The organism is Thermoactinomyces sp. FSL K6-2592, assembly GCF_038006465.1.
GTDB lineage: Bacteria > Bacillota > Bacilli > Thermoactinomycetales > Thermoactinomycetaceae > Thermoactinomyces > Thermoactinomyces vulgaris.
This window is the reverse complement of the sequence record NZ_JBBOVH010000001.1, coordinates 2,127,221-2,145,639: the sequence shown is the minus strand read 5'-3', so window position 1 is coordinate 2,145,639 and position 18,419 is coordinate 2,127,221. Positions and strand designations below refer to the sequence as shown.

Here is an 18,419-nt window from a genome sequence, read left to right as displayed (position 1 = left end):
TCGGATTATTGTAAAGGAGTGTGAAAGATGGCATTGTTTAAACAGTTAGAAGCGCCAACAAAAGGTGAACCCATTACAGTACAAAACGGAAAGCTTCAAGTCCCCGACAATCCGATTATTCCTTTCATCGAAGGCGACGGAACCGGTCCCGATATCTGGGCGGCGGCCAAACGGGTTTTGGATGCCGCTGTTGAAAAAGCATATCAAGGGAAAAAAGAAATTGCCTGGTATGAAGTGTATGCCGGCGAAAAAGCTTACAACCAATGGGGAGAATGGTTGCCGGAAGACACCTTGACAGCCATTCGTGAATATCTCGTTGCCATTAAAGGCCCGTTGACCACACCCGTGGGTGGCGGCATCCGTTCATTGAATGTCGCGTTGCGGCAAGAATTGGATTTGTATGTATGCTTGCGTCCGGTTCGTTATTTTGAAGGTGTTCCTTCTCCCGTGAAAAAACCGCAGGATGTGGATATGGTCATCTTCCGGGAAAATTCCGAGGATATTTATGCCGGAATCGAGTGGGAAGCCGGAAGCGAAGAAGTGAAGAAAGTCATCCAATTTTTACAAGAAGAAATGGGCGTGAAAAAAATCCGCTTCCCGGAAACGGCCGGAATCGGGGTCAAACCGGTTTCTTCGGAAGGAACCGAGCGGTTGGTGAAAGCGGCCATCGATTATGCCATTGAACATGGACGGAAAAGTGTCACTTTGGTACATAAAGGAAACATTATGAAGTTTACCGAAGGGGCCTTTAAAAATTGGGGTTATGAAGTAGCTGAGCGCGATTACAAAGATCAGGTGTTCACCTGGGCCGAATATGACCGCATCAAAGAAGAAAAAGGAACGGAAGCTGCCAACGAAGCGCAAGCCAAAGCCGAAGCAGAAGGAAAAATCATCGTAAAAGATGTGATTGCAGATGCCTTCTTGCAACAAATCCTGACACGTCCTGCCGAATATGATGTCATCGCCACCTTAAACCTGAACGGGGATTACATTTCCGACGCATTGGCGGCACAAGTTGGCGGAATCGGAATTGCGCCGGGAGCCAACATCAACTACAAAACCGGTCACGCCATTTTCGAAGCGACACACGGCACGGCTCCCAAATATGCCGGAATGGATAAAGTAAACCCGGGTTCGGTGATCTTGTCCGGCGTCTTGATGCTGGAACATCTGGGATGGCAAGAAGCGGCGGACCTCATTTACCAATCCATGAGCAAAACCATCAGCAACAAAACCGTTACGTATGACTTTGCCCGCTTAATGGATGGAGCAACAGAAGTCAAATGTTCTGAGTTTGCAGACCACCTGATTCAAAACTTGTAATATTTGAGGAGGATGCCAAATGGCCATTCGACGCAGAAAAATTTCTGTCATCGGTGCGGGATTTACCGGCAGTACAACAGCATTAATGCTTGCACAAAAAGAATTGGGTGACGTTGTACTTGTGGATATCCCAAAAGCGGAAAACCCCACGAAAGGAAAAGCGTTGGACATGTTGGAAGCCAGTCCTGTCCAAGGATTTGACGCCAACATCATCGGAACCAGCAACTATGAAGATACCAAAGATTCCGACTTGGTGATCATCACGGCCGGAGTGGCGCGCAAACCGGGAATGAGCCGGGATGACCTGGTCAACATTAACGCCGGAGTCGTCCGTTCCGTGACGGAACAAGTGGTTAAATATTCCCCGGATTGCATCATCATTGTGTTGACGAACCCGGTTGATGCCATGACCTATGAGGTTTACCGTACCTCCGGTTTCCCGAAACACCGTGTGATCGGCCAATCCGGCGTGTTGGATACGGCACGTTTCCGCACTTTTGTTGCCCAGGAATTGAACGTGTCTGTGGAAGACGTCAGCGGATTTGTTTTGGGAGGCCACGGGGATGACATGGTGCCTTTGGTGCGTTACTCCTATGCAGGCGGCATCCCGTTGGAGAAACTGATTCCCCAAGACCGTCTGGATGCCATTGTGGAACGGACACGCAAAGGCGGCGGAGAGATCGTCAACTTGTTGGGGAACGGAAGCGCATATTATGCGCCGGCCGCTTCGCTGGTTCAAATGGCCGAAGCGATTTTGAAAGACAAAAAACGCATTTTGCCGGCGGTTGCTTATCTGGAGGGCGAATACGGATACAACGATTTGTATCTCGGGGTGCCGACCATTTTGGGCGGAAGCGGTTTGGAAAAAGTGATCGTCCTCGATTTGACGGAAGAGGAAAAGAAAGCCCTGGACAAATCGGCGGAATCTGTGAAAAGCGTGATGAAAGTTTTACAGCAATAACAAGCGCCTTTGCCCGGAGTCGGACGATGCTCCGGGCATTTTCTTTACCAAAAAACGGCGGTGGGATGCATGAAAAAACGATGCGGAAGGGAAAACTAGGCATAAACCGGATTGATCAAGCTGCCCGCCGGCATAAAAAGGCCTTTTAAGTCTTTTTGCTTTTCTATGAATTTTCATTCAAGTATGCTAAAATGAAAGCGGATACATAGGGAGGGGTTCGCTTGGACTTTGGAAAATTAGTGACCACAGGAAAAGGTTGGAACGAAATTCAAGTGGGGGACGGGATTCAAGTCAAGAAAAAGGTGATTTTGCGCGATATTTTTGCTTATTTGGGAGCGGCAGACGACTGCAATCCCATTTACCTGAAAGAAAGCTACGCTGCTCAGACAAGATACCGCCAGGTGATCGTTCCGTCCGGACTCATTTTCAGTTGGATTTCAGCATTGATTTCTTCAGAGCTGCCGGGACCCGGAAGCGTTGTGAAAGAGATGCGTTTGTCTTTTCCTGAAACCTTTCATCCGGAAAATGAAATTTCTTTTTCACTGACGGTGAAGGACAAGAATCCCGCGGACCGGAACATTACTTTACAAGTGTTGGTCACCGGCGATGCGCGTACCATTGCGGAAGGAGAAATTGATGTATTGCCGCCGCAACCCTTAAATCCCATGATGGACAATCTGTTGGATAATTTTTGACAAAGGACGAAAGCACCTTCTTAAGGGAAGGTGCTTTTTTTACTTTTTCTTAACTTTGTTATGTTATGATTTGCTTTGTAAATAAAAGATGAAAGAATTTGGAATAATTCATGGCGAGAATAAAAGGGGGGCGAACGGCGATGAGCAAAAAAATCTTGGTGGTGGATGATGAACCGTCCATTGTGAAGTTAGTGCAATTCAACCTGAAGAAAGAAGGGTATCAGGTTGAGGTGGCGTATGACGGGGAAATGGCGTTGGAGATGGCGGATCAATTCCATCCGGACTTGGTGGTGTTGGACTTGATGTTGCCCAAAATGGACGGGTTGGAAGTCTGTCGCAGGCTCAGACAGGAGAAAAGGCATATTCCCATTTTGATGCTGACAGCCAAAACGGATGAACTGGATAAAGTGCTGGGGCTTGAGCTCGGTGCTGACGATTATATGACCAAACCATTCAGCCCGCGGGAGCTTTTGGCGCGTGTCAAAGCCATTTTCCGCCGGATTGAGGTGTTGAGAAGGGAAGCGCAGGAACGCGGGAACCCGTCGGTGATGCGGATCGGGAATTTGCAAATCGACCCGGAAGGGTATGTGGTTTTAAGGGATCACCAGGAGGTCGATTTAACCCCGAAAGAATTTGAGTTGCTCTTATACTTGGCCTGCCACCGCGGAAAAGTGCTGTCAAGGGATCAATTGCTCAATGCGGTCTGGAATTATGATTATGTTGGCGATTCCCGGATTGTGGATGTTCATGTCAGCCATTTGCGCGATAAGATCGAGGCGGATTCGCGCAACCCCGTTTATATCAAAACCGTTCGCGGAATCGGATATAAATTTGAAGGGCCCAAAGAAAGATGAGATCACTGAGAGCGAAAATCACTTGGTCTTTTTTGATTTTGATCGGGTGCTCCGTGCTGGGAACCGGGGTTTTTGTGGCTTTGCTGCTCAGATCTTCCTATTTGGATTCATTAACCGACCGCTTGGAGAAAGAAAGCAAAGTGTTGGCTGAAACCGTGCAGTGGACGGATCAGCAAGCTTTGAAGAAGCAAAAAGAGTTGTATGAGCGGACGTTGGGCGTGCACGTCAATTTCTTTGACGTACATGGCAAGCCGTTTGGCAACGCAACATTGGATTCAAAAACGGGACTGCAACTTCCGGAAGTGAAAAATGCACTGGCAAGCGGGAAAGAAGGGGGTGTGCGAACCGCGATCCGGGATGATTATTTGCATGCTGCCGTTCCCGTTCAAAAAGGAAAAGAAGTGGTCGGAGCGATCCGGCTGTCTTTGGATATCAAAGAAGTGAATCAGTCGTTGCACCAAGTGTGGGTTTCCCTGGTGCTGGGACTTTTGATTGCTTATGCTTTGGCCGCATTTTTCAGTTCCCGCATTGCCGGCGGAGTCACTCGTCCGTTGGAAGAAATCACCCAGGTGGCAGTTGACATTGCCCGCAAGAATTTTCATCGCCGGATCCGGCATGAAAGCGGGGATGAGATGGCGCATTTGGGGCAGGCGATCAACCGGATGTCCCACAGTTTGCAAAAACAGATGGAAATGATCCGGAAAAACGAACGCCGGTTAAACAGCATCATCGAATCGATGGAAAGCGGCCTGATCATGATTGATGCCACCGGAAAAGTGAGTTTGGCCAACCGGGCGTTTGAGCGGATGTTCGGGATACCCGAAAGTGATTTGATCGGCCGTTCTTTTAAGCAATTAACTTATCCTTACGACATTCGCTCCCTGATTACCGAGTGTGCCGAAAAAAACATGCGAATCCGTAAAGAAATCCATTTGTACTATCCGGAAGAAAAAATGCTGGAAGCCAATCTGGCGCCGATGTGGGTGGAAAAAAACGGAGTCGGCGTGGTGGTGGTCTTTCATGATTTGACTGCCATCCGGCGTCTGGAACAATTGCGCAAAGATTTTGTGGCCAATGTGTCCCATGAATTGAAAACGCCGATCACTTCCATCCGGGGATTTGCCGAAACGTTGTTGGATGGAGCGATGTCCGATCAAGAAACATGCCGGGAATTTCTTGACATTATTCATGGAGAGAGTTTGCGGTTGGAACGGCTGATTGGCGATTTGCTGGAATTGACGCAAATCGAATCCAAAAAGATGCCTTTGAAATTGGAACGGGTTCCGGTTGAAACCCTGCTTGAAAATGTGAGCAAGACGGTCAAAGACCGGATCTTCAGCAAAGGGCTTTCCTTTTCCATGGAGATTCCGGAACCTTTTGAGGTGGAAATCGATCAAGACCGGTTCCGGCAAATTTTGTTGAATCTGCTTTCCAATGCCATGAACTACACCCCTCCAGGCGGGTGCATCACGGTCCGGGCCACCGGCGATGACAAAGAATGGACGCTTGTAGTTCGAGATACGGGAATCGGCATACCGGCCGAGGATTTGCCGCGCATTTTTGAACGCTTTTACCGGGTGGACAAAGCCAGATCCCGCGATTCAGGGGGCACCGGTCTGGGATTGGCCATTGTGAAACATTTGGTGGAAGTGCACCAAGGCAAGATTGATGTGGAAAGCCGGGTGGGGCAAGGCACGTCATTCCGGTTGACTTTTCCCCTGCACCTGAAGGATGACTAAATCGTGTGAATCTGAACAGCTGTGAGAGATTAACAGAATCTTTACAGCTGTTTTATTTGTATATAAAAGAAAAAGATTAAAGTTCAAAGTGTTGAACGGAATCATTCCTGACAGTAGGGGGACTTTTACCATGCTGAAAAAAGGTTTTTTGCTTGCCGGGGTTTTGTTTTTCGCCCTCGGAACTTTGACAGGTTGTGGAGGCAACGGCCAAGGCGCAGGCAACGGGAAATTGTCCGGCACGTTGACCGTGGTGGGTTCCACCGCCATGCAACCGCTCGTCGATGAAGTGGGCAATGCTTTTACCGCCACAAATCCCGGCGTGCAAGTCAATGTTCAGGGAGGTGGAAGCGGAGCGGGATTAAGTGCGGTCATGAATGATACGGCCGATATCGGAAATTCCGATGTTTACGCTGAAGAAAAAGAAAAAATCGATCCCAATCAAGTCGTTGACCATAAAGTGTTTGTTGTCGGAATTGCGCCGGTTGTCCATCCGGATACCGGGGTCGGGGATGTGACCCGGCAACAGCTGATTGATATTTTCACAGGCAAAATCAAAAACTGGAAAGAGATTGGCGGAAAAGATCAGCCGATAGTCTTGGTGAACCGCCCGGCCAGCTCCGGGACACGGGCGGCCTTCACCAAATACGGATTAAACGAAAATCAGGAATTCCGCGGTGAAGGCGGCATTGAGGAAGAATCATCCGGAACGGTTCTCAAAATCGTCTCAGAAACGCCCGGAGCCATCGGATATCTTGCCTTCTCTTACGTGGATGATTCGGTGCAGGCATTGAAAGTGGATGGTGTCGAGCCAACCAATGAAAATGTGTACACCAATCAATGGAAAATCTGGGCGTATGAACACATGTACACCCATAAAAACGGCAAAAACAAAGAGTTGGAAGAAGCTTTCATCCAATATATCCAGTCCGATGAAGTGCAAAACGGATTGGTGAAAAAACTGGGGTATATCCCCATCAGCGAAATGAAGGTGGAGCGGGACGTTGAAGGCAAGGTGACCCCGATCCAATCATAATTTCCGGCATCCTGAAGGGACAGGGGTTTGCAAATTCTGTCCCTTTCATTGGACAGGACAGGAAGGAGATGGAAGATGGAACAAGTTGCTTCCGCAAAACGTTCGCTGAAAGAAGAACTGATTCAGCCCGAACGGAAAATGTTGAGAATTGAAAAACAAGGAAAAATCATCACGTTTCTTTGTGCGTGGATTTTAATCGTGACCTTATTTTCGCTCATCTGGTTTATTGCTTCCAAAGGAATTGCCCCGTTTTTCCGAAACAAAATCACCTTGTCTGAATTTTTTTCATTGCAGTGGGGTCCCGCCATTTCACCGGAGCAAGGCGGCCCTTTTTACGGAGTGCTTGCTTTTGTGTCCGGTTCGCTGGCGGTTGCCGCGGGTGCGGTGATCATCAGTGCCCCGCTCGGGATCGGTGCAGCCATCTTTATGACGGAAATTGCGCCGGGTTGGGGGAGGAAAATTTTGCAGCCGGTCACTGAAATGTTGGTGGGAATTCCGTCTGTCGTTTACGGATTCATCGGCCTGACAGTCATTGTTCCATGGATACGCAGCGTGGCCGGCGGTTTCGGATTCGGCTTGTTATCCGGAATGCTGGTTTTGGCCGTGATGATTTTGCCCACCATCATCAGTGTCGGGGCAGATGCCATTCAAGCCGTCCCCAAAACGGTTCGGGAAGGCTCTTATGCACTGGGGGCAACCCGCTGGCAAACCATTTCCCGGCTGGTGGTTCGTTCGGCGATGCCCGGATTGATGACCGGAGTGGTTTTGGGAATGGCCCGGGCGTTCGGGGAAGCCTTGGCGGTCCAAATGGTGATCGGAAATGCCCCCAATTTGCCGGTCAGCTTCACCACCCCTATCAGCACCCTGACCAGTGTGATCACTTTAAACATGGGAAATACCGTCCAAGGAACAACCGAACAGGATGTGCTGTGGTCGATGGCACTGATTTTGCTACTCATGACCCTGATTTTTATTTTTTTGATCCGTTTTATTTCCCGAAGGAGAGAAGATTGACATGAACGCAAAAGTTATCGACCGGATTGCAACCGCGATCTTTTATGCGATCGCCGTTTTGATCGTCGGAATATTGCTCGGACTGATCGGTTTTATTTTGATGCGCGGTTTGAAAGTGGTGGATTGGGCGTTTATCACCGAAGCGCCGGGTTCGGTTTTGACCGGTGGCGGAGGTGTCGGGCCGCAGTTGTTCAATTCCTTTTATCTTCTGGTGTTGACGATGTTGATCACCATCCCGTTGGGGCTGGGTGGCGGCATTTACATGGCGGAGTATGCCAAACCCGGCAAGCTGACCGGCTTCATCCGCTTGAGTATCGAAGTGTTGTCTTCCCTTCCTTCGATTGTGGTCGGTCTGTTCGGCCTGTTGGTGTTTGTCCAATACACCGGATGGGGATATTCGCTTCTGGCGGGGGCACTGGCTTTGTCCGTCTTTAACCTGCCTTTGATGGTGCGGATTGTGGAACAGTCTTTGTCCTCGGTTCCCCGGGAGCAGAAGGAAGCCAGTCTGGCTCTCGGAGTGACGCATTGGCAAACGATTTGCAGAGTGTTGCTTCCGGCTGCATTGCCGGGGATTATCACCGGGACCATTTTGGCCTCGGGCCGTGTGTTTGGGGAAGCCGCCGCCTTGTTGTTTACAGCGGGAATGACTTCGCCTCCGCTGGACTTTACCCATTGGGATGTTACCTCACCGGCTTCACCGTTCAATCCGTTCCGCCCGGCATCGACATTGGCGGTTCACATTTGGAAAGTCAATGCCGAAGGGATCATTCCCGATGCCAAGGAAGTGGCTGCCGGGGCTTCTGCTTTGCTGGTGATCGCTGTTTTGATTTTCAATCTGCTTGCCCGTTGGTTGGGGCGGTGGATTCATGCACGCCTTACATCCAATCGATAAGGGGGAATGCGGGATGTTACAAACGGTCGGGTTGCCTGTGAAGGGAAAGGTAAAACAGGGCCGGCAACTGGAAACGAAAAATCGGGTGGTCCAGTTGGAAACCGTCGGTTTAAACGTTTATTACGGCGAAAATCATGCGGTGAAAGATGTGAATCTCCCTTTCCATCAACATCATGTCACGGCTTTGATCGGCCCCTCCGGGTGTGGGAAGTCCACTTTTTTGCGATGCTTAAACCGGATGAATGACACGATTTCGGGCGCCCGTGTGGAAGGAAAAATTTTGGTGGAGGGCATTGACATCAACGACCCCGGGATTCATGCCAATGCCTTGCGGCGCCGGATCGGAATGGTGTTTCAACGCCCCAACCCGTTTCACAAATCGATTTATGAAAACATTGCTTTTGCTCCCCGGATTTACGGAGCCAAGAAAAAAGAGCTGAACGGACTTGTTGAGGATAGCTTGAAGAAAGTCGGGTTGTGGGAGGAAGTCAAGGATCGTTTGCATCAGTCTGCCTTGACGCTTTCCGGCGGACAGCAACAACGGTTGTGCATTGCCAGAGCCATTGCCGTGAAACCGAAAATCCTCTTGCTGGATGAGCCTACCTCCGCGCTGGACCCGGTATCCACTGCCAAAATCGAGGAGTTGGTCCGGGAATTAAAAGAAGAGTTCACCATTGTCATGGTGACCCACAACATGCAGCAGGCTGCCCGGGTTTCCGATTATACGGCTTATTTTTACATGGGGCGTTTGATTGAATGGAATGAGACCCGGGAGCTGTTTACCCGGCCCGGGAAGAAAGAGACCGGGGATTATTTGACCGGACGATTTGGTTGAAGGAAGGGGAGTCAAATGGCGGACAAAATCTCCATTAAACAATTCAATCTCTTTTATGGGGAGAAGCAAGCGTTGAAAAACATTCAATTCAATATCAGGAAAAACAAAGTCACAGCATTGATCGGTCCCTCCGGGTGCGGGAAGTCCACCTTGCTCCGGAGCATCAACCGGATGAACGACATGATTCCGGGGGTGAAGACTTACGGCCGGATTTTGATTGACGGGAAAAACATTTATGAACCGGAAGTGGACTTGGTGCAACTCCGGAAAAAAGTGGGGATGGTTTTTCAACAACCCAACCCTTTCCCCGTTTCCATTTACGATAATGTGGCGTACGGGCCCCGTGTTCACGGGGTGAAAGAAAAAAAGAAGCTGGATGAGATTGTGGAACGGACATTGACGCAAGCCCATTTATGGGAGGAAGTGAAGAACCGGCTTCACCAGTCGGCCATGGGGTTGTCGGGAGGACAGAAACAGCGTTTGGTGATTGCACGCGTGTTGGCGGTGGAGCCGGAAATCATTCTGATGGATGAACCGGCTTCCGCCCTGGATCCGGTTTCCACCGAACGCTTGGAAGAATTGGTTGTCCAGTTAAAGGAAAATTACACTGTTGTGATGGTCACTCACAATATGCAACAAGCCGCCCGGGTGTCGGATCAAACCGTGTTTTTCTTAAACGGAGAAGTGTTGGAAGAAAATGACACCTGGCAACTGTTTACCCGGCCCCGGGACCGCCGGACGGAAGAATATATTCAAGGCCGGTTTGGTTGAGGAAAGGAGAGGGTCCTTCTTGGCCCGTCCGTTGGATCATTCATTAAAAGAATTCCACTTCAGTAAAGCTTGTGCCCAACCTAACTTTAATTTCTTCTGGGATTATATGGATCTTGAAAAACTCGAACACCTGAAAATTTAATATACACAAAAACTGAAGCATATTGCTTGACCTGCAAAAGAGCAGGTTTATTTTTTTTGTTAAAAATTAGTTAGAAATTCAATTGTCTGTTACCGAATCATTGTCAAAGGTTGGAGATTGGTTCGGGGACAAAATTTCAGGGGCATGGGAATGGACCAAAGAGAAAGCGGCTGCCTTTTGGGATTGGCTCACCAAGATTTGCTCCAAAATGGCAGAAGTCGTGATTGATACGATGTCAACGGCTTGGGAATGGGTGAAAAAATATAAAGAATATATAGCTTTTGCCGGTGTTTTGATTTTGGGGATCGTCTTGTGCATCTTTGCCACACCGTTAGGGAGAGCCGTACTTAGTGGTATGTTGTCATTTGTGATCAGTATGGCCCTGAATGGTTGGGAAATTAACAAAATGACCTTCTTGGAAGTAGCCATTGGCGGCATCTTGGGATTGGTCGGCGGAGGCATCACGGCAGGAGCTTCCCGGGGATTGGCGAGCGGTATCGGACAAAAACTGATCATGGGTGCCAAGAATTCCAAAGTCTTGGGGCCTGTTCTTCGCGGAGGACAAAAACTGGTTTCCAAATTGCCGGCACCTCTTCAGAAAATGTTTGGTAAAGGCGGAGCCATCGGAGCCGTCGAGGGTGCCGGCACCAGTGTGGCAGACGATATTTTGCATGGACGGAAGATCAATTGGAAAAATGCCATTTTGGCAGGAATTTTTGGAGCCGGCTCCGTCGCCGTGGTTCACTTTGCCCAACCAGCGATTAATAAAGCCGTTGCATCACTGGAACCGGTACTGGCCAAAACCCCGATTGTCAAAAATGTTTTCAACAAAGTTGGCGATTGTGTTGCGGTTCGGCAAACGGGGAGATATCACGCTTTAATTGATATTCCATTTTCTAATTGTTTTCATGCTCCAGATGGAGTAACTTCAGGTGGAAATTCTTCATCTGCAAAGCCACTCTCTCTGGAACAAAGACGAGAAAATGTAAAACATATAGCAGAATATACAGATTTAAGTAAAGAAGGGTTAAAAGGAAAAGGATATAAACTAAAAAACGGTGCAATTATTAAAGGACAGAAAATAGTGAAGGTAAATTCAATAGAAAAATATAGAAAAGCGGAAGGAAAACTAAGCTTAGAATATGTTGCTAAATTAAGAAAAGAATTAGGAATCCCGTTTTTAAAAGAGGATAACTTGTTAATAGAAAATGATATATTGAAGAGTGGAAATACCGTCGCAGTACTTGAATCGGATGGAGTACAAATTTGGGGAAGAAGTGGATGGGGAATTGATGTAGGAGGGTATTCAGAATTGAGGAAGGAATGGGCAAAAGAAAAATAGGAAAACTAGGTACCCCCCGGGAGAAATTTGCTACAAATGGACAAACCTATACTCATGCAGAAGGCGATGTATTTTGGCATTTATATAAGTATAGAAAGAGCAAAAAGATACTAGGTGGGAAAGCCACATTAGTGGTAGACCGTCCATTTTGCGGACCATGTGGTGATGGTAGAGGTGTTCAAAATCTAGTTGAAGAAGTGGGACTAGATGAATTGATTGTTAAAACACCTGATGGAAAGGAAATAATTCGTCCAAGACCGGGATATAAAAGACAAAGTTGGTAGGTGGTATATATTGAAAAATTATGAATTAAGTATTCAAAATAAATCAAAAGTAATTTCAAATCCTACTTGGGAAAAAGTTTATGAAGTCTTGGAAAGTCTGGATGGCAAGAAAGTGAGTCAAGCAAGTCTAAAAATAGAAGATGTTGGATTTATGACAGTAGTGGGTGGAGAGTTTATTGAAGAGAAAGGACAAAGAGTATATATTGTTGAGTTCTTTGATGAAAATGGTGATTTTAATACCTTGCTTAACCCAAATGGAGACCCTGATGAATACTTTTTTTAGCTACAGGTCAAATTGCAACAGATATAGCAGATATTCATCTGGTGGGTTTTCAAGAAGTAGTCCATGCGATGAAGTATTTTTACCAAACGAGAGAGCTTTCCAATGATCTGGATTGGGAATGATTTTTAAATGAAAGCATCACTTATTGAATCTTAATTATGGGATTGATAAAAAACTTTAAGCTGGGAATACGCCTGCTTAAGCCATTATGTATATGGAAGAAAGCAGGCGTATGATTTATAAATAGAACAATTCAATGGATTATTAAGAAATTAGTGCTTGGGATGTGATCCATGGCGATGCCAATAGCTGGGCAAAATGGTGTGGTTATGCTTTCTATTGAGATTGTTGATGATGAAATGATAAACGCGTTTACACAAGAAATTAAAAAAGTAGACGGATACCAAGAAGAATGTCGTTTAAAACAATACCTATTGGAAAATTATCCGGCAGGCAGTGATAGGAAAATTAGGAGAGAAGAATTGTTGAACTTGATTGCATAAAGATTATGAAGTGGAACATTTCCGCTATATTTGGTGTATTATCTGAAGGGGATTTTCCCCTTTTAATCGTAGAAGCAATTGAGTAAATGACTTTTTGATGATTTCCAAAGCCGATACACTGAAGTTTCAAAGCCGAAGTTGATTGAATGAAGAATTTTTATTTTAACTCTTTTCTCTCTGGAGTCCATGTTGTTGAAGATGGGGGAGCAGGTGGAAGTTTCGATTCACAAAGCGCTCAAGGCTTTTGAGAAAAGAGAAGTTACGGTTGCGCAAGGAGTGATCCGGGAAGACCACCATGTCGATGAGATGGAAGAAAAAATCGATGATACCGTGGTCAAACTGATTGCAACCCAACAACCTGGCCACCGATCTCAGAAAGATATTCAAGGCGATGAAGATTGCATCCGACTTGGAAAGAATAGCGGACCATGTCACCAATATTGCCGAAAGTGTTGTATATATGGAAACCGGTAAACAAATGGATTTGAATTAACAGGATTTTGTCCGGACCCTTTGGGGGATTTTTTGGAGGCTGAAGGGACCTGGGAAAAGCAAGAAGGACAGGCAGGGGACGGTGATGTTCCCTGTTTTTTCATTTGTGTTTTGCTCCCGTTGTCCCAAAAATGGTTCAAGGGGGATGTTTTGGAACATTTTGCAGTTTATAATGTCTCATGTCAACGATGATTGGAGGTCATGCATGATGCTGTTTTTAGACATCCCCGAGCCGATGGACGGGAAATTGAGGCAGAAGATTTTGAGAAGGCAAAAATGGAAAAGAGCCGTGAAATGGGGGATCGCCGCTTTTGTTGTCGTGCTCTTATTCATCAATTTCAAATTTTTTATTTCCCCCCATACCAAGGATTTTTTCAAATCCCTCGGGCTGGATCCGGAGGCTTTGAACAGTCCGGAGGTATATGGAGGAGCTATTCAGAGTTTGGTGACAGCGCTCACGGTGGTCACAACCTTTTATATTTACAACCGGTCGAAAACGGCTGTCATGAGCCAGAAAGTGTATGATCAAAAGTTTGAGGCATACAGCCGGATTTGGGAGAAGGTGCAGAAGATTGAACAGGAGTTTGAGCGAACGGCCGTCCGGCCGGATTATCATGATGCACTGGCAAATTTGAAAAAGGAAATCGAGCATTTTTACCAGTTTTGCAGAAGCAAATACCTGGTCGTCTCCCCCACGGTGATGGACCTGTTGGGAAATTGGACGGCAAGTTGCTATTTGGAAGTGACAAGCAAAATCAATATGGGCAGGAGACACTATGGAAATGTCCCTTTGGAGCAGATCACGGAGTGGCATGAATACAGGAAAGCTTCCAAAGCAAGGAAAGTCAGCTTGGAACAGCTGGTGATTGCCATGAAAATGGATTTGGGCTTGTTGGTCTTGGAAGAGGAGATCGATGAGTCGTTTGGCAAGGTTTCCGAAGAAATTAAGGGAACGATCGATGAAATCGAGAAATTCTACCGGAAAACCGGACTGATCGATCCTGAGGAAACCAATCTTTTTGAGCTCAAAAACAAAGTGAAAGAGAAGAACCAAAGGCTTCTCAGGCAACGATTGATGGATGTGTTGAATCCCAGAAAGAGGGCGGAAAGAGGGGCCGGTGAGCGGATGAAAGAGTAGCCGCCGGTTTCAAAAGCATAAACTTGGCGAGGAGGAGATGGACGGATATGGATAAGAAAAAACAGATCGGAGTACTGGTGGACGGTTGTGTTTTTGCCAATGACCAAAATCAAAACGTGGATCTGGATGAGTTTGTGGACGCTTTTCTTGAATGGGTGGAGTCAAACGGATGGCATTTTGGAGGGGGCGTGAGGCAGGTGGATGAGGACGGGGAGCCTGCAAGCTGCGGGAAAAGAGAGAGCTGAAAAGCCCTCTCTTTTTTTATGAGCCGTCAAGCCAATGATGCAAAATAGTCTAAAAATACATTGATTTCAAATATAAAAAGCGATGGAAGAGTTGAATTATCATCCGAACATCATGGCTTCGGCACTCATGGGAAAAGGGACGAAAACAGTGGGGTTGTTGGTGCCGGATATATCCAATCCCTTTTTCTCGGAAATCGCCGGAATCATTGAAAACCGGGCGCATGAACGGGGCTACAGTGTGATTTTGTGCAGTACCGGTGAAAATGAAGAAAAAGAAAAGAAGTATGTGGAACTGTTACAAAACAAACTGATCGATGGTTTTATCATCGGTTCCACATTCCAAAATAAAAAAATCCTGGCCGAATTGATCCAAAACCGGTTGCCGGTGGTGTTGCTGACGCAGGATGACCCGTCCATCGATGCACCGAAAGTGATTGTGGATGATTTTAAAGGCGGCTATGAAGCAACCATGCACCATTTGCAAAACGGGCACCGGAAAATTGCCATCATCAGTGAGCAATGGGCCCTTTCCAGCGTGAAACGGACGGAAGGATATTTGCAAGCCCTTAAAACTTACGGCATTGAACCGAAACCGAAGTATATGATCAAAACCAGGGGTTCGATTCCCAACGGGATGAAAGCCTTGGACGACTTCTTCCGCTTGCCGGATCCGCCGACCGCCATTTTTGCCTGCAATGATCAGTTGGCCATCGGCGTGATTTTGGGGGCCAAAGAAAAAGGAATACGAATTCCTGATCAGCTGTCTTTGGTCGGCTTTGATGACACCATTCTGGCAAGGGCCACCTATCCGTGTCTGACCACGGTGGTCCAACCGATCTCCGAACTGGGAAATTCGGCGGTGGATTTGTTGATCGACAAAATCCAAACAGGCCGGTTTCAAAGCCAACGCATTTTGTATAACCCGGAATTGATCATCCGGGAAACAACGGGCAAAATCCCGGCGATGTGAAGCCGCCGGAGCCGGATCAGCACGGGGGCGTTGCCGGGCGGAATAGTTGATTAAAAGGGAAAAAGCCGGACAAACAAACGGAAAGGGGTGTTGCCGACCCTTCTTTTTTGTGGAATCCTTTCCCAAAAGGCGCAGATCCAGATCGTTTGTTCGCATATTGTTACCAATTGACTGGAAGGAGGAATTTTGGACATGTTACAATAGGTTTATGTTTGAAAACGTGATGGGAAAAGGTGTGAAGATAGCGTGGGTAAATTGATTTTGATCGACGGCAACAGCATCGCGTACCGGGCTTACTATGCGTTGCCGCTTTTATCCAATGCCAGCGGGCAATATACCAATGCGGTGTACGGCTTTACCATGATGCTCATGAAAATCCTGGAAGACGAAAAGCCGACCCACATGCTGGTGGCGTTTGATGCCGGGAAAACCACATTCCGGCACAAAGATTTTCAGGAATACAAAGGAACGCGAAAAGAAACGCCGAACGAGCTGAGGGAGCAATTTCCCCTCATTAAAGAGGTTTTGGATGCTTTTCAAATTCCTTACTTCGAGGAAAGCGGCTATGAAGCGGATGACATTATCGGGACGCTTTCCAAAACGTGTGACCGCAAAGACCTGGATATCCGGATTGTCAGCGGGGATAAAGATTTGCTGCAACTGGTGAATGACCGGGTGCATGTGTTGTTGACCCGAAAAGGCATCACGGAAGTGGAGCACTATGACAGAAAGGCGATCGACGGGAAATACGGATTAAAACCGGAACAAATCATCGACCTCAAAGGCTTGATGGGGGATACTTCGGACAATATCCCGGGAATTCCGGGGGTCGGGGAAAAGACAGCTCTCAAATTGCTCCGTCTCTATCCGTCGGTGGAAGAAGTGATCGAACACGCCGATGAGTTGCCGGGGAAAAAATTGCGCGAAAAAGTGAAAGAACATCAAGCGCAGGCGCTGTTGAGCAAGAAGCTGGCGACCATCTTTACCGATGTTCCCTTGTCCCTGGAATTGGATGATCTGGCTTTGAAAGAGCGGGATGAAGAAAAAATCGTTTCGTTATTTAAGAAGCTGTCGTTTAACACGTTGCTTTCCCGCTTGTCCCCGCAAGAAGGACGGAAGGATGACCGGGATTTGAAAAGCATTTCTTATCACCGGATTGAAACTGGTGAAGCGCTCGGCCCGTGGGAGTCCTTTTTTTCCAAAGGGGATAAGGCGCTCGTGGTTGAAATGACCGAACCGCATCCGATCAAAGGGGAATTTCTGGCCATGGCGGTTTCCGACGGTGAAACCCAGCTGGTTTTGCCGGCCGGGTTGGTGAGGGAAAATCAAATGGTTCGCGATTGGCTTTCCGATTCAAAAAAGACGAAATTTGTCTACGATGCCAAAACGATTCAAACCGCCTTTCAACAACATGCCGGACTTCAGGTGGACGGGATGGCTTTTGATGTGCTGTTGGCGGCTTATTTGCTCGATCCGTCTGATTCGCATCCGGCTTTGTCTGATATCGTTGAGCGGCGTGGGGAAGGGTATTTGCCGCCGGATGAAGAGGTGTATGGAAAAGGAGTCAAACGCCGTCAATTGGAAGGGGATGAGCTGGCAGAACACCTATCGCGGAAAGCCCGGTTTGTTCACAGACTCACCCCGTTGTTGAAAGAGCAAGTGCAAGAAGCCAAATTGGATGCGCTTATGTATGAAATGGAACTGCCGCTTTCCTCCATTTTGTCTGACATGGAACAAAGGGGCGTCCGGGTGGACCATGAACGGTTGGATGAGCTGGGCCGGGAATTGAAGGCGTCAATGGACCGGTTGCAGGAAGAAATCCATGACATTGCAGGTGTGCCGTTTAATATCAATTCTCCCAAACAGCTGGGGGAAATCTTGTTTGAAAAATTGGGGCTTCCCGTGATCAAAAAAACGAAAACCGGCTATTCAACCAGTGCGGATGTTTTGGAAAAATTGGCTCCGCAACATGAAATTGTCGAGAAAATTTTACATTATCGCCAGGTTGGAAAATTGTATTCTACTTATATAGAAGGATTAAAAAAAGAGATTGGGCCGGATGGAAAAATCCATACCCAATTTCAACAAACGGTTACGGCCACCGGCCGGTTGAGTTCGACCGAGCCGAACCTGCAAAACATCCCGATCCGGATGGAGGAAGGCAGAAAAATCCGCCAGGTCTTTGTCCCTTCTCAAACAGGATGGTACATGCTGTCTGCGGATTATTCCCAGATTGAACTGAGAGTCCTTGCCCATTTGTCAGAAGACCAAAATTTGCAAAAAGCATTCAAAGAAGATAAAGATGTGCACGCCCAAACAGCCATGGATGTTTTCGGGGTCAGGGAAGATGAAGTGACGGATCAAATGCGGAGACAAGCCAAAGCCGTCAACTTTGGCATTGTGTACGGCATCAGCGGATACGGCCTGGCTCAAGGGCTGGATATTCCGCAAAAAGAGGCCAAGTTGTTTATTGAGCGTTATTTTGAAACGTATCCCGGTATCAAGCAGTATATGGACAGCACGATTGAAAAGGCCAAAAAAGAAGGTTATGTCACCACCATGTTGGGCCGGCGCCGTTATTTGCCCAAAATCAATGCCCGCAACTTCGGGGAAAGAAGTTTTGCCGAACGGACGGCCATGAACACTCCGATTCAGGGAACGGCGGCGGATATCATCAAGCATGCGATGGTGAAAGTGGACCGGTTGATGCGTGAAAAAGGGTTGAAAAGCCGGTTGCTTTTGCAAGTGCATGACGAATTGATCTTTGAAGTTCCCGAAGAAGAATTGACGGTCATGAAAGAGTTGGTTCAGAATACGATGGAACAAGCTGTCCGGTTATCGGTTCCACTGAAAGTGCAAGTGAGTGTCGGGAGCAACTGGTACGAAGCAAAATAGGAGGAGAA

At 47.4% G+C, this 18,419-nt stretch carries 17 protein-coding genes and 2 pseudogenes; all 19 read left to right on the top strand.

Annotated elements, in window-relative coordinates; genetic code table 11:
- The first annotated feature begins 27 nt into the window (after positions 1-27).
- Positions 28-1,323 (top strand): NADP-dependent isocitrate dehydrogenase, encoded by a 1,296-nt coding sequence (icd, locus tag NYE37_RS11155; RefSeq protein WP_037993454.1) that lies wholly within the window; start codon positions 28-30, stop codon positions 1,321-1,323.
- A 19-nt stretch (positions 1,324-1,342) separates the two neighbouring features.
- Positions 1,343-2,284 carry a malate dehydrogenase gene (mdh, locus tag NYE37_RS11150; RefSeq protein WP_037993452.1) on the top strand — a complete coding sequence of 314 codons (942 nt, stop codon included), beginning with the start codon at positions 1,343-1,345 and terminating at the stop codon, positions 2,282-2,284.
- 221 nt (positions 2,285-2,505) lie between these two features.
- Positions 2,506-2,979, top strand: coding sequence for a MaoC/PaaZ C-terminal domain-containing protein (locus tag NYE37_RS11145; protein ID WP_340712027.1), 474 nt, complete (start codon positions 2,506-2,508; stop codon positions 2,977-2,979).
- A gap of 140 nt (positions 2,980-3,119) precedes the next feature.
- A complete protein-coding gene (locus NYE37_RS11140; RefSeq protein WP_037993448.1) occupies positions 3,120-3,833 on the top strand; it encodes a response regulator transcription factor in 714 nt (237 codons plus the stop codon).
- Complete coding sequence (gene pnpS, locus NYE37_RS11135) at positions 3,830-5,572, top strand: two-component system histidine kinase PnpS (protein ID WP_037993447.1); 1,743 nt, start codon at positions 3,830-3,832, stop codon at positions 5,570-5,572. The genes NYE37_RS11140 and pnpS overlap by 4 nt, the downstream gene beginning before the upstream one ends.
- Before the next feature lie 130 nt (positions 5,573-5,702).
- On the top strand, positions 5,703-6,605 hold the full coding sequence (locus NYE37_RS11130; RefSeq protein WP_131470842.1) for a phosphate ABC transporter substrate-binding protein PstS family protein: 903 nt from the start codon (positions 5,703-5,705) through the stop codon (positions 6,603-6,605).
- Positions 6,606-6,680: 75 nt separating this feature from the next.
- Entirely contained in the window at positions 6,681-7,619 is a 939-nt protein-coding gene (gene pstC / locus NYE37_RS11125) for a phosphate ABC transporter permease subunit PstC (protein WP_049719774.1), read from the top strand.
- A gap of 1 nt (position 7,620) precedes the next feature.
- Positions 7,621-8,511, top strand: coding sequence for a phosphate ABC transporter permease PstA (gene pstA / locus NYE37_RS11120; RefSeq protein WP_049719775.1), 891 nt, complete (start codon positions 7,621-7,623; stop codon positions 8,509-8,511).
- A 13-nt stretch (positions 8,512-8,524) separates the two neighbouring features.
- Complete coding sequence (gene pstB / locus NYE37_RS11115; RefSeq protein WP_082240562.1) at positions 8,525-9,346, top strand: phosphate ABC transporter ATP-binding protein PstB; 822 nt, start codon at positions 8,525-8,527, stop codon at positions 9,344-9,346.
- A gap of 36 nt (positions 9,347-9,382) precedes the next feature.
- Positions 9,383-10,117, top strand: a pseudogene (gene pstB / locus NYE37_RS11110) (phosphate ABC transporter ATP-binding protein PstB); the annotation flags it as partial.
- 350 nt (positions 10,118-10,467) lie between these two features.
- Positions 10,468-11,601, top strand: a complete 1,134-nt coding sequence (locus NYE37_RS11105) for a hypothetical protein (protein WP_131470841.1) — start codon at positions 10,468-10,470, stop codon at positions 11,599-11,601.
- Positions 11,583-11,885, top strand: a complete 303-nt coding sequence (locus tag NYE37_RS11100) for a hypothetical protein (protein WP_049719778.1) — start codon at positions 11,583-11,585, stop codon at positions 11,883-11,885. Before NYE37_RS11105 ends, NYE37_RS11100 begins: the two co-directional genes overlap by 19 nt.
- 10 nt (positions 11,886-11,895) lie before the next feature.
- Entirely contained in the window at positions 11,896-12,168 is a 273-nt protein-coding gene (locus NYE37_RS11095; protein ID WP_037993437.1) for a hypothetical protein, read from the top strand.
- A 293-nt stretch (positions 12,169-12,461) separates the two neighbouring features.
- The gene (locus tag NYE37_RS11090) at positions 12,462-12,671 is read left to right on the top strand and encodes a hypothetical protein (protein ID WP_037993436.1); all 210 of its coding nucleotides are present in this window, start codon (positions 12,462-12,464) and stop codon (positions 12,669-12,671) included.
- 186 nt (positions 12,672-12,857) lie between these two features.
- A pseudogene (locus NYE37_RS11085) lies at positions 12,858-13,164 on the top strand (phosphate signaling complex PhoU family protein).
- Between the two features lie 204 nt (positions 13,165-13,368).
- Positions 13,369-14,301 (top strand): hypothetical protein, encoded by a 933-nt coding sequence (locus tag NYE37_RS11080; protein WP_049719781.1) that lies wholly within the window; start codon positions 13,369-13,371, stop codon positions 14,299-14,301.
- 47 nt (positions 14,302-14,348) lie between these two features.
- Complete coding sequence (locus NYE37_RS11075; protein ID WP_062842872.1) at positions 14,349-14,546, top strand: hypothetical protein; 198 nt, start codon at positions 14,349-14,351, stop codon at positions 14,544-14,546.
- Positions 14,547-14,637: 91 nt separating this feature from the next.
- Entirely contained in the window at positions 14,638-15,516 is an 879-nt protein-coding gene (locus NYE37_RS11070; RefSeq protein WP_062842873.1) for a LacI family DNA-binding transcriptional regulator, read from the top strand.
- 246 nt (positions 15,517-15,762) lie between these two features.
- Positions 15,763-18,411, top strand: a complete 2,649-nt coding sequence (gene polA / locus NYE37_RS11065) for a DNA polymerase I (RefSeq protein ID WP_037993431.1) — start codon at positions 15,763-15,765, stop codon at positions 18,409-18,411.
- Positions 18,412-18,419: the final 8 nt, after the last annotated feature.

Excerpts from the sequence above, each read along its gene's own strand:
- icd (WP_037993454.1), top strand. The coding sequence starts at position 28 with ATGGCATTGTTTAAACAGTTAGAAGCGCCAACAAAAGGTGAACCCATT.
- mdh (WP_037993452.1), top strand. The coding sequence starts at position 1,343 with ATGGCCATTCGACGCAGAAAAATTTCTGTCATCGGTGCGGGATTTACC.
- NYE37_RS11140 (WP_037993448.1), top strand. The coding sequence starts at position 3,120 with ATGAGCAAAAAAATCTTGGTGGTGGATGATGAACCGTCCATTGTGAAG.
- pnpS (WP_037993447.1), top strand. The coding sequence starts at position 3,830 with ATGAGATCACTGAGAGCGAAAATCACTTGGTCTTTTTTGATTTTGATC.
- NYE37_RS11130 (WP_131470842.1), top strand. The coding sequence starts at position 5,703 with ATGCTGAAAAAAGGTTTTTTGCTTGCCGGGGTTTTGTTTTTCGCCCTC.
- pstC (WP_049719774.1), top strand. The coding sequence starts at position 6,681 with ATGGAACAAGTTGCTTCCGCAAAACGTTCGCTGAAAGAAGAACTGATT.
- pstA (WP_049719775.1), top strand. The coding sequence starts at position 7,621 with ATGAACGCAAAAGTTATCGACCGGATTGCAACCGCGATCTTTTATGCG.
- pstB (WP_082240562.1), top strand. The coding sequence starts at position 8,525 with ATGTTACAAACGGTCGGGTTGCCTGTGAAGGGAAAGGTAAAACAGGGC.
- NYE37_RS11105 (WP_131470841.1), top strand. The coding sequence starts at position 10,468 with ATGGCAGAAGTCGTGATTGATACGATGTCAACGGCTTGGGAATGGGTG.
- NYE37_RS11100 (WP_049719778.1), top strand. The coding sequence starts at position 11,583 with ATGGGCAAAAGAAAAATAGGAAAACTAGGTACCCCCCGGGAGAAATTT.
- NYE37_RS11090 (WP_037993436.1), top strand. The coding sequence starts at position 12,462 with ATGGCGATGCCAATAGCTGGGCAAAATGGTGTGGTTATGCTTTCTATT.
- NYE37_RS11080 (WP_049719781.1), top strand. The coding sequence starts at position 13,369 with ATGATGCTGTTTTTAGACATCCCCGAGCCGATGGACGGGAAATTGAGG.
- NYE37_RS11075 (WP_062842872.1), top strand. The coding sequence starts at position 14,349 with ATGGATAAGAAAAAACAGATCGGAGTACTGGTGGACGGTTGTGTTTTT.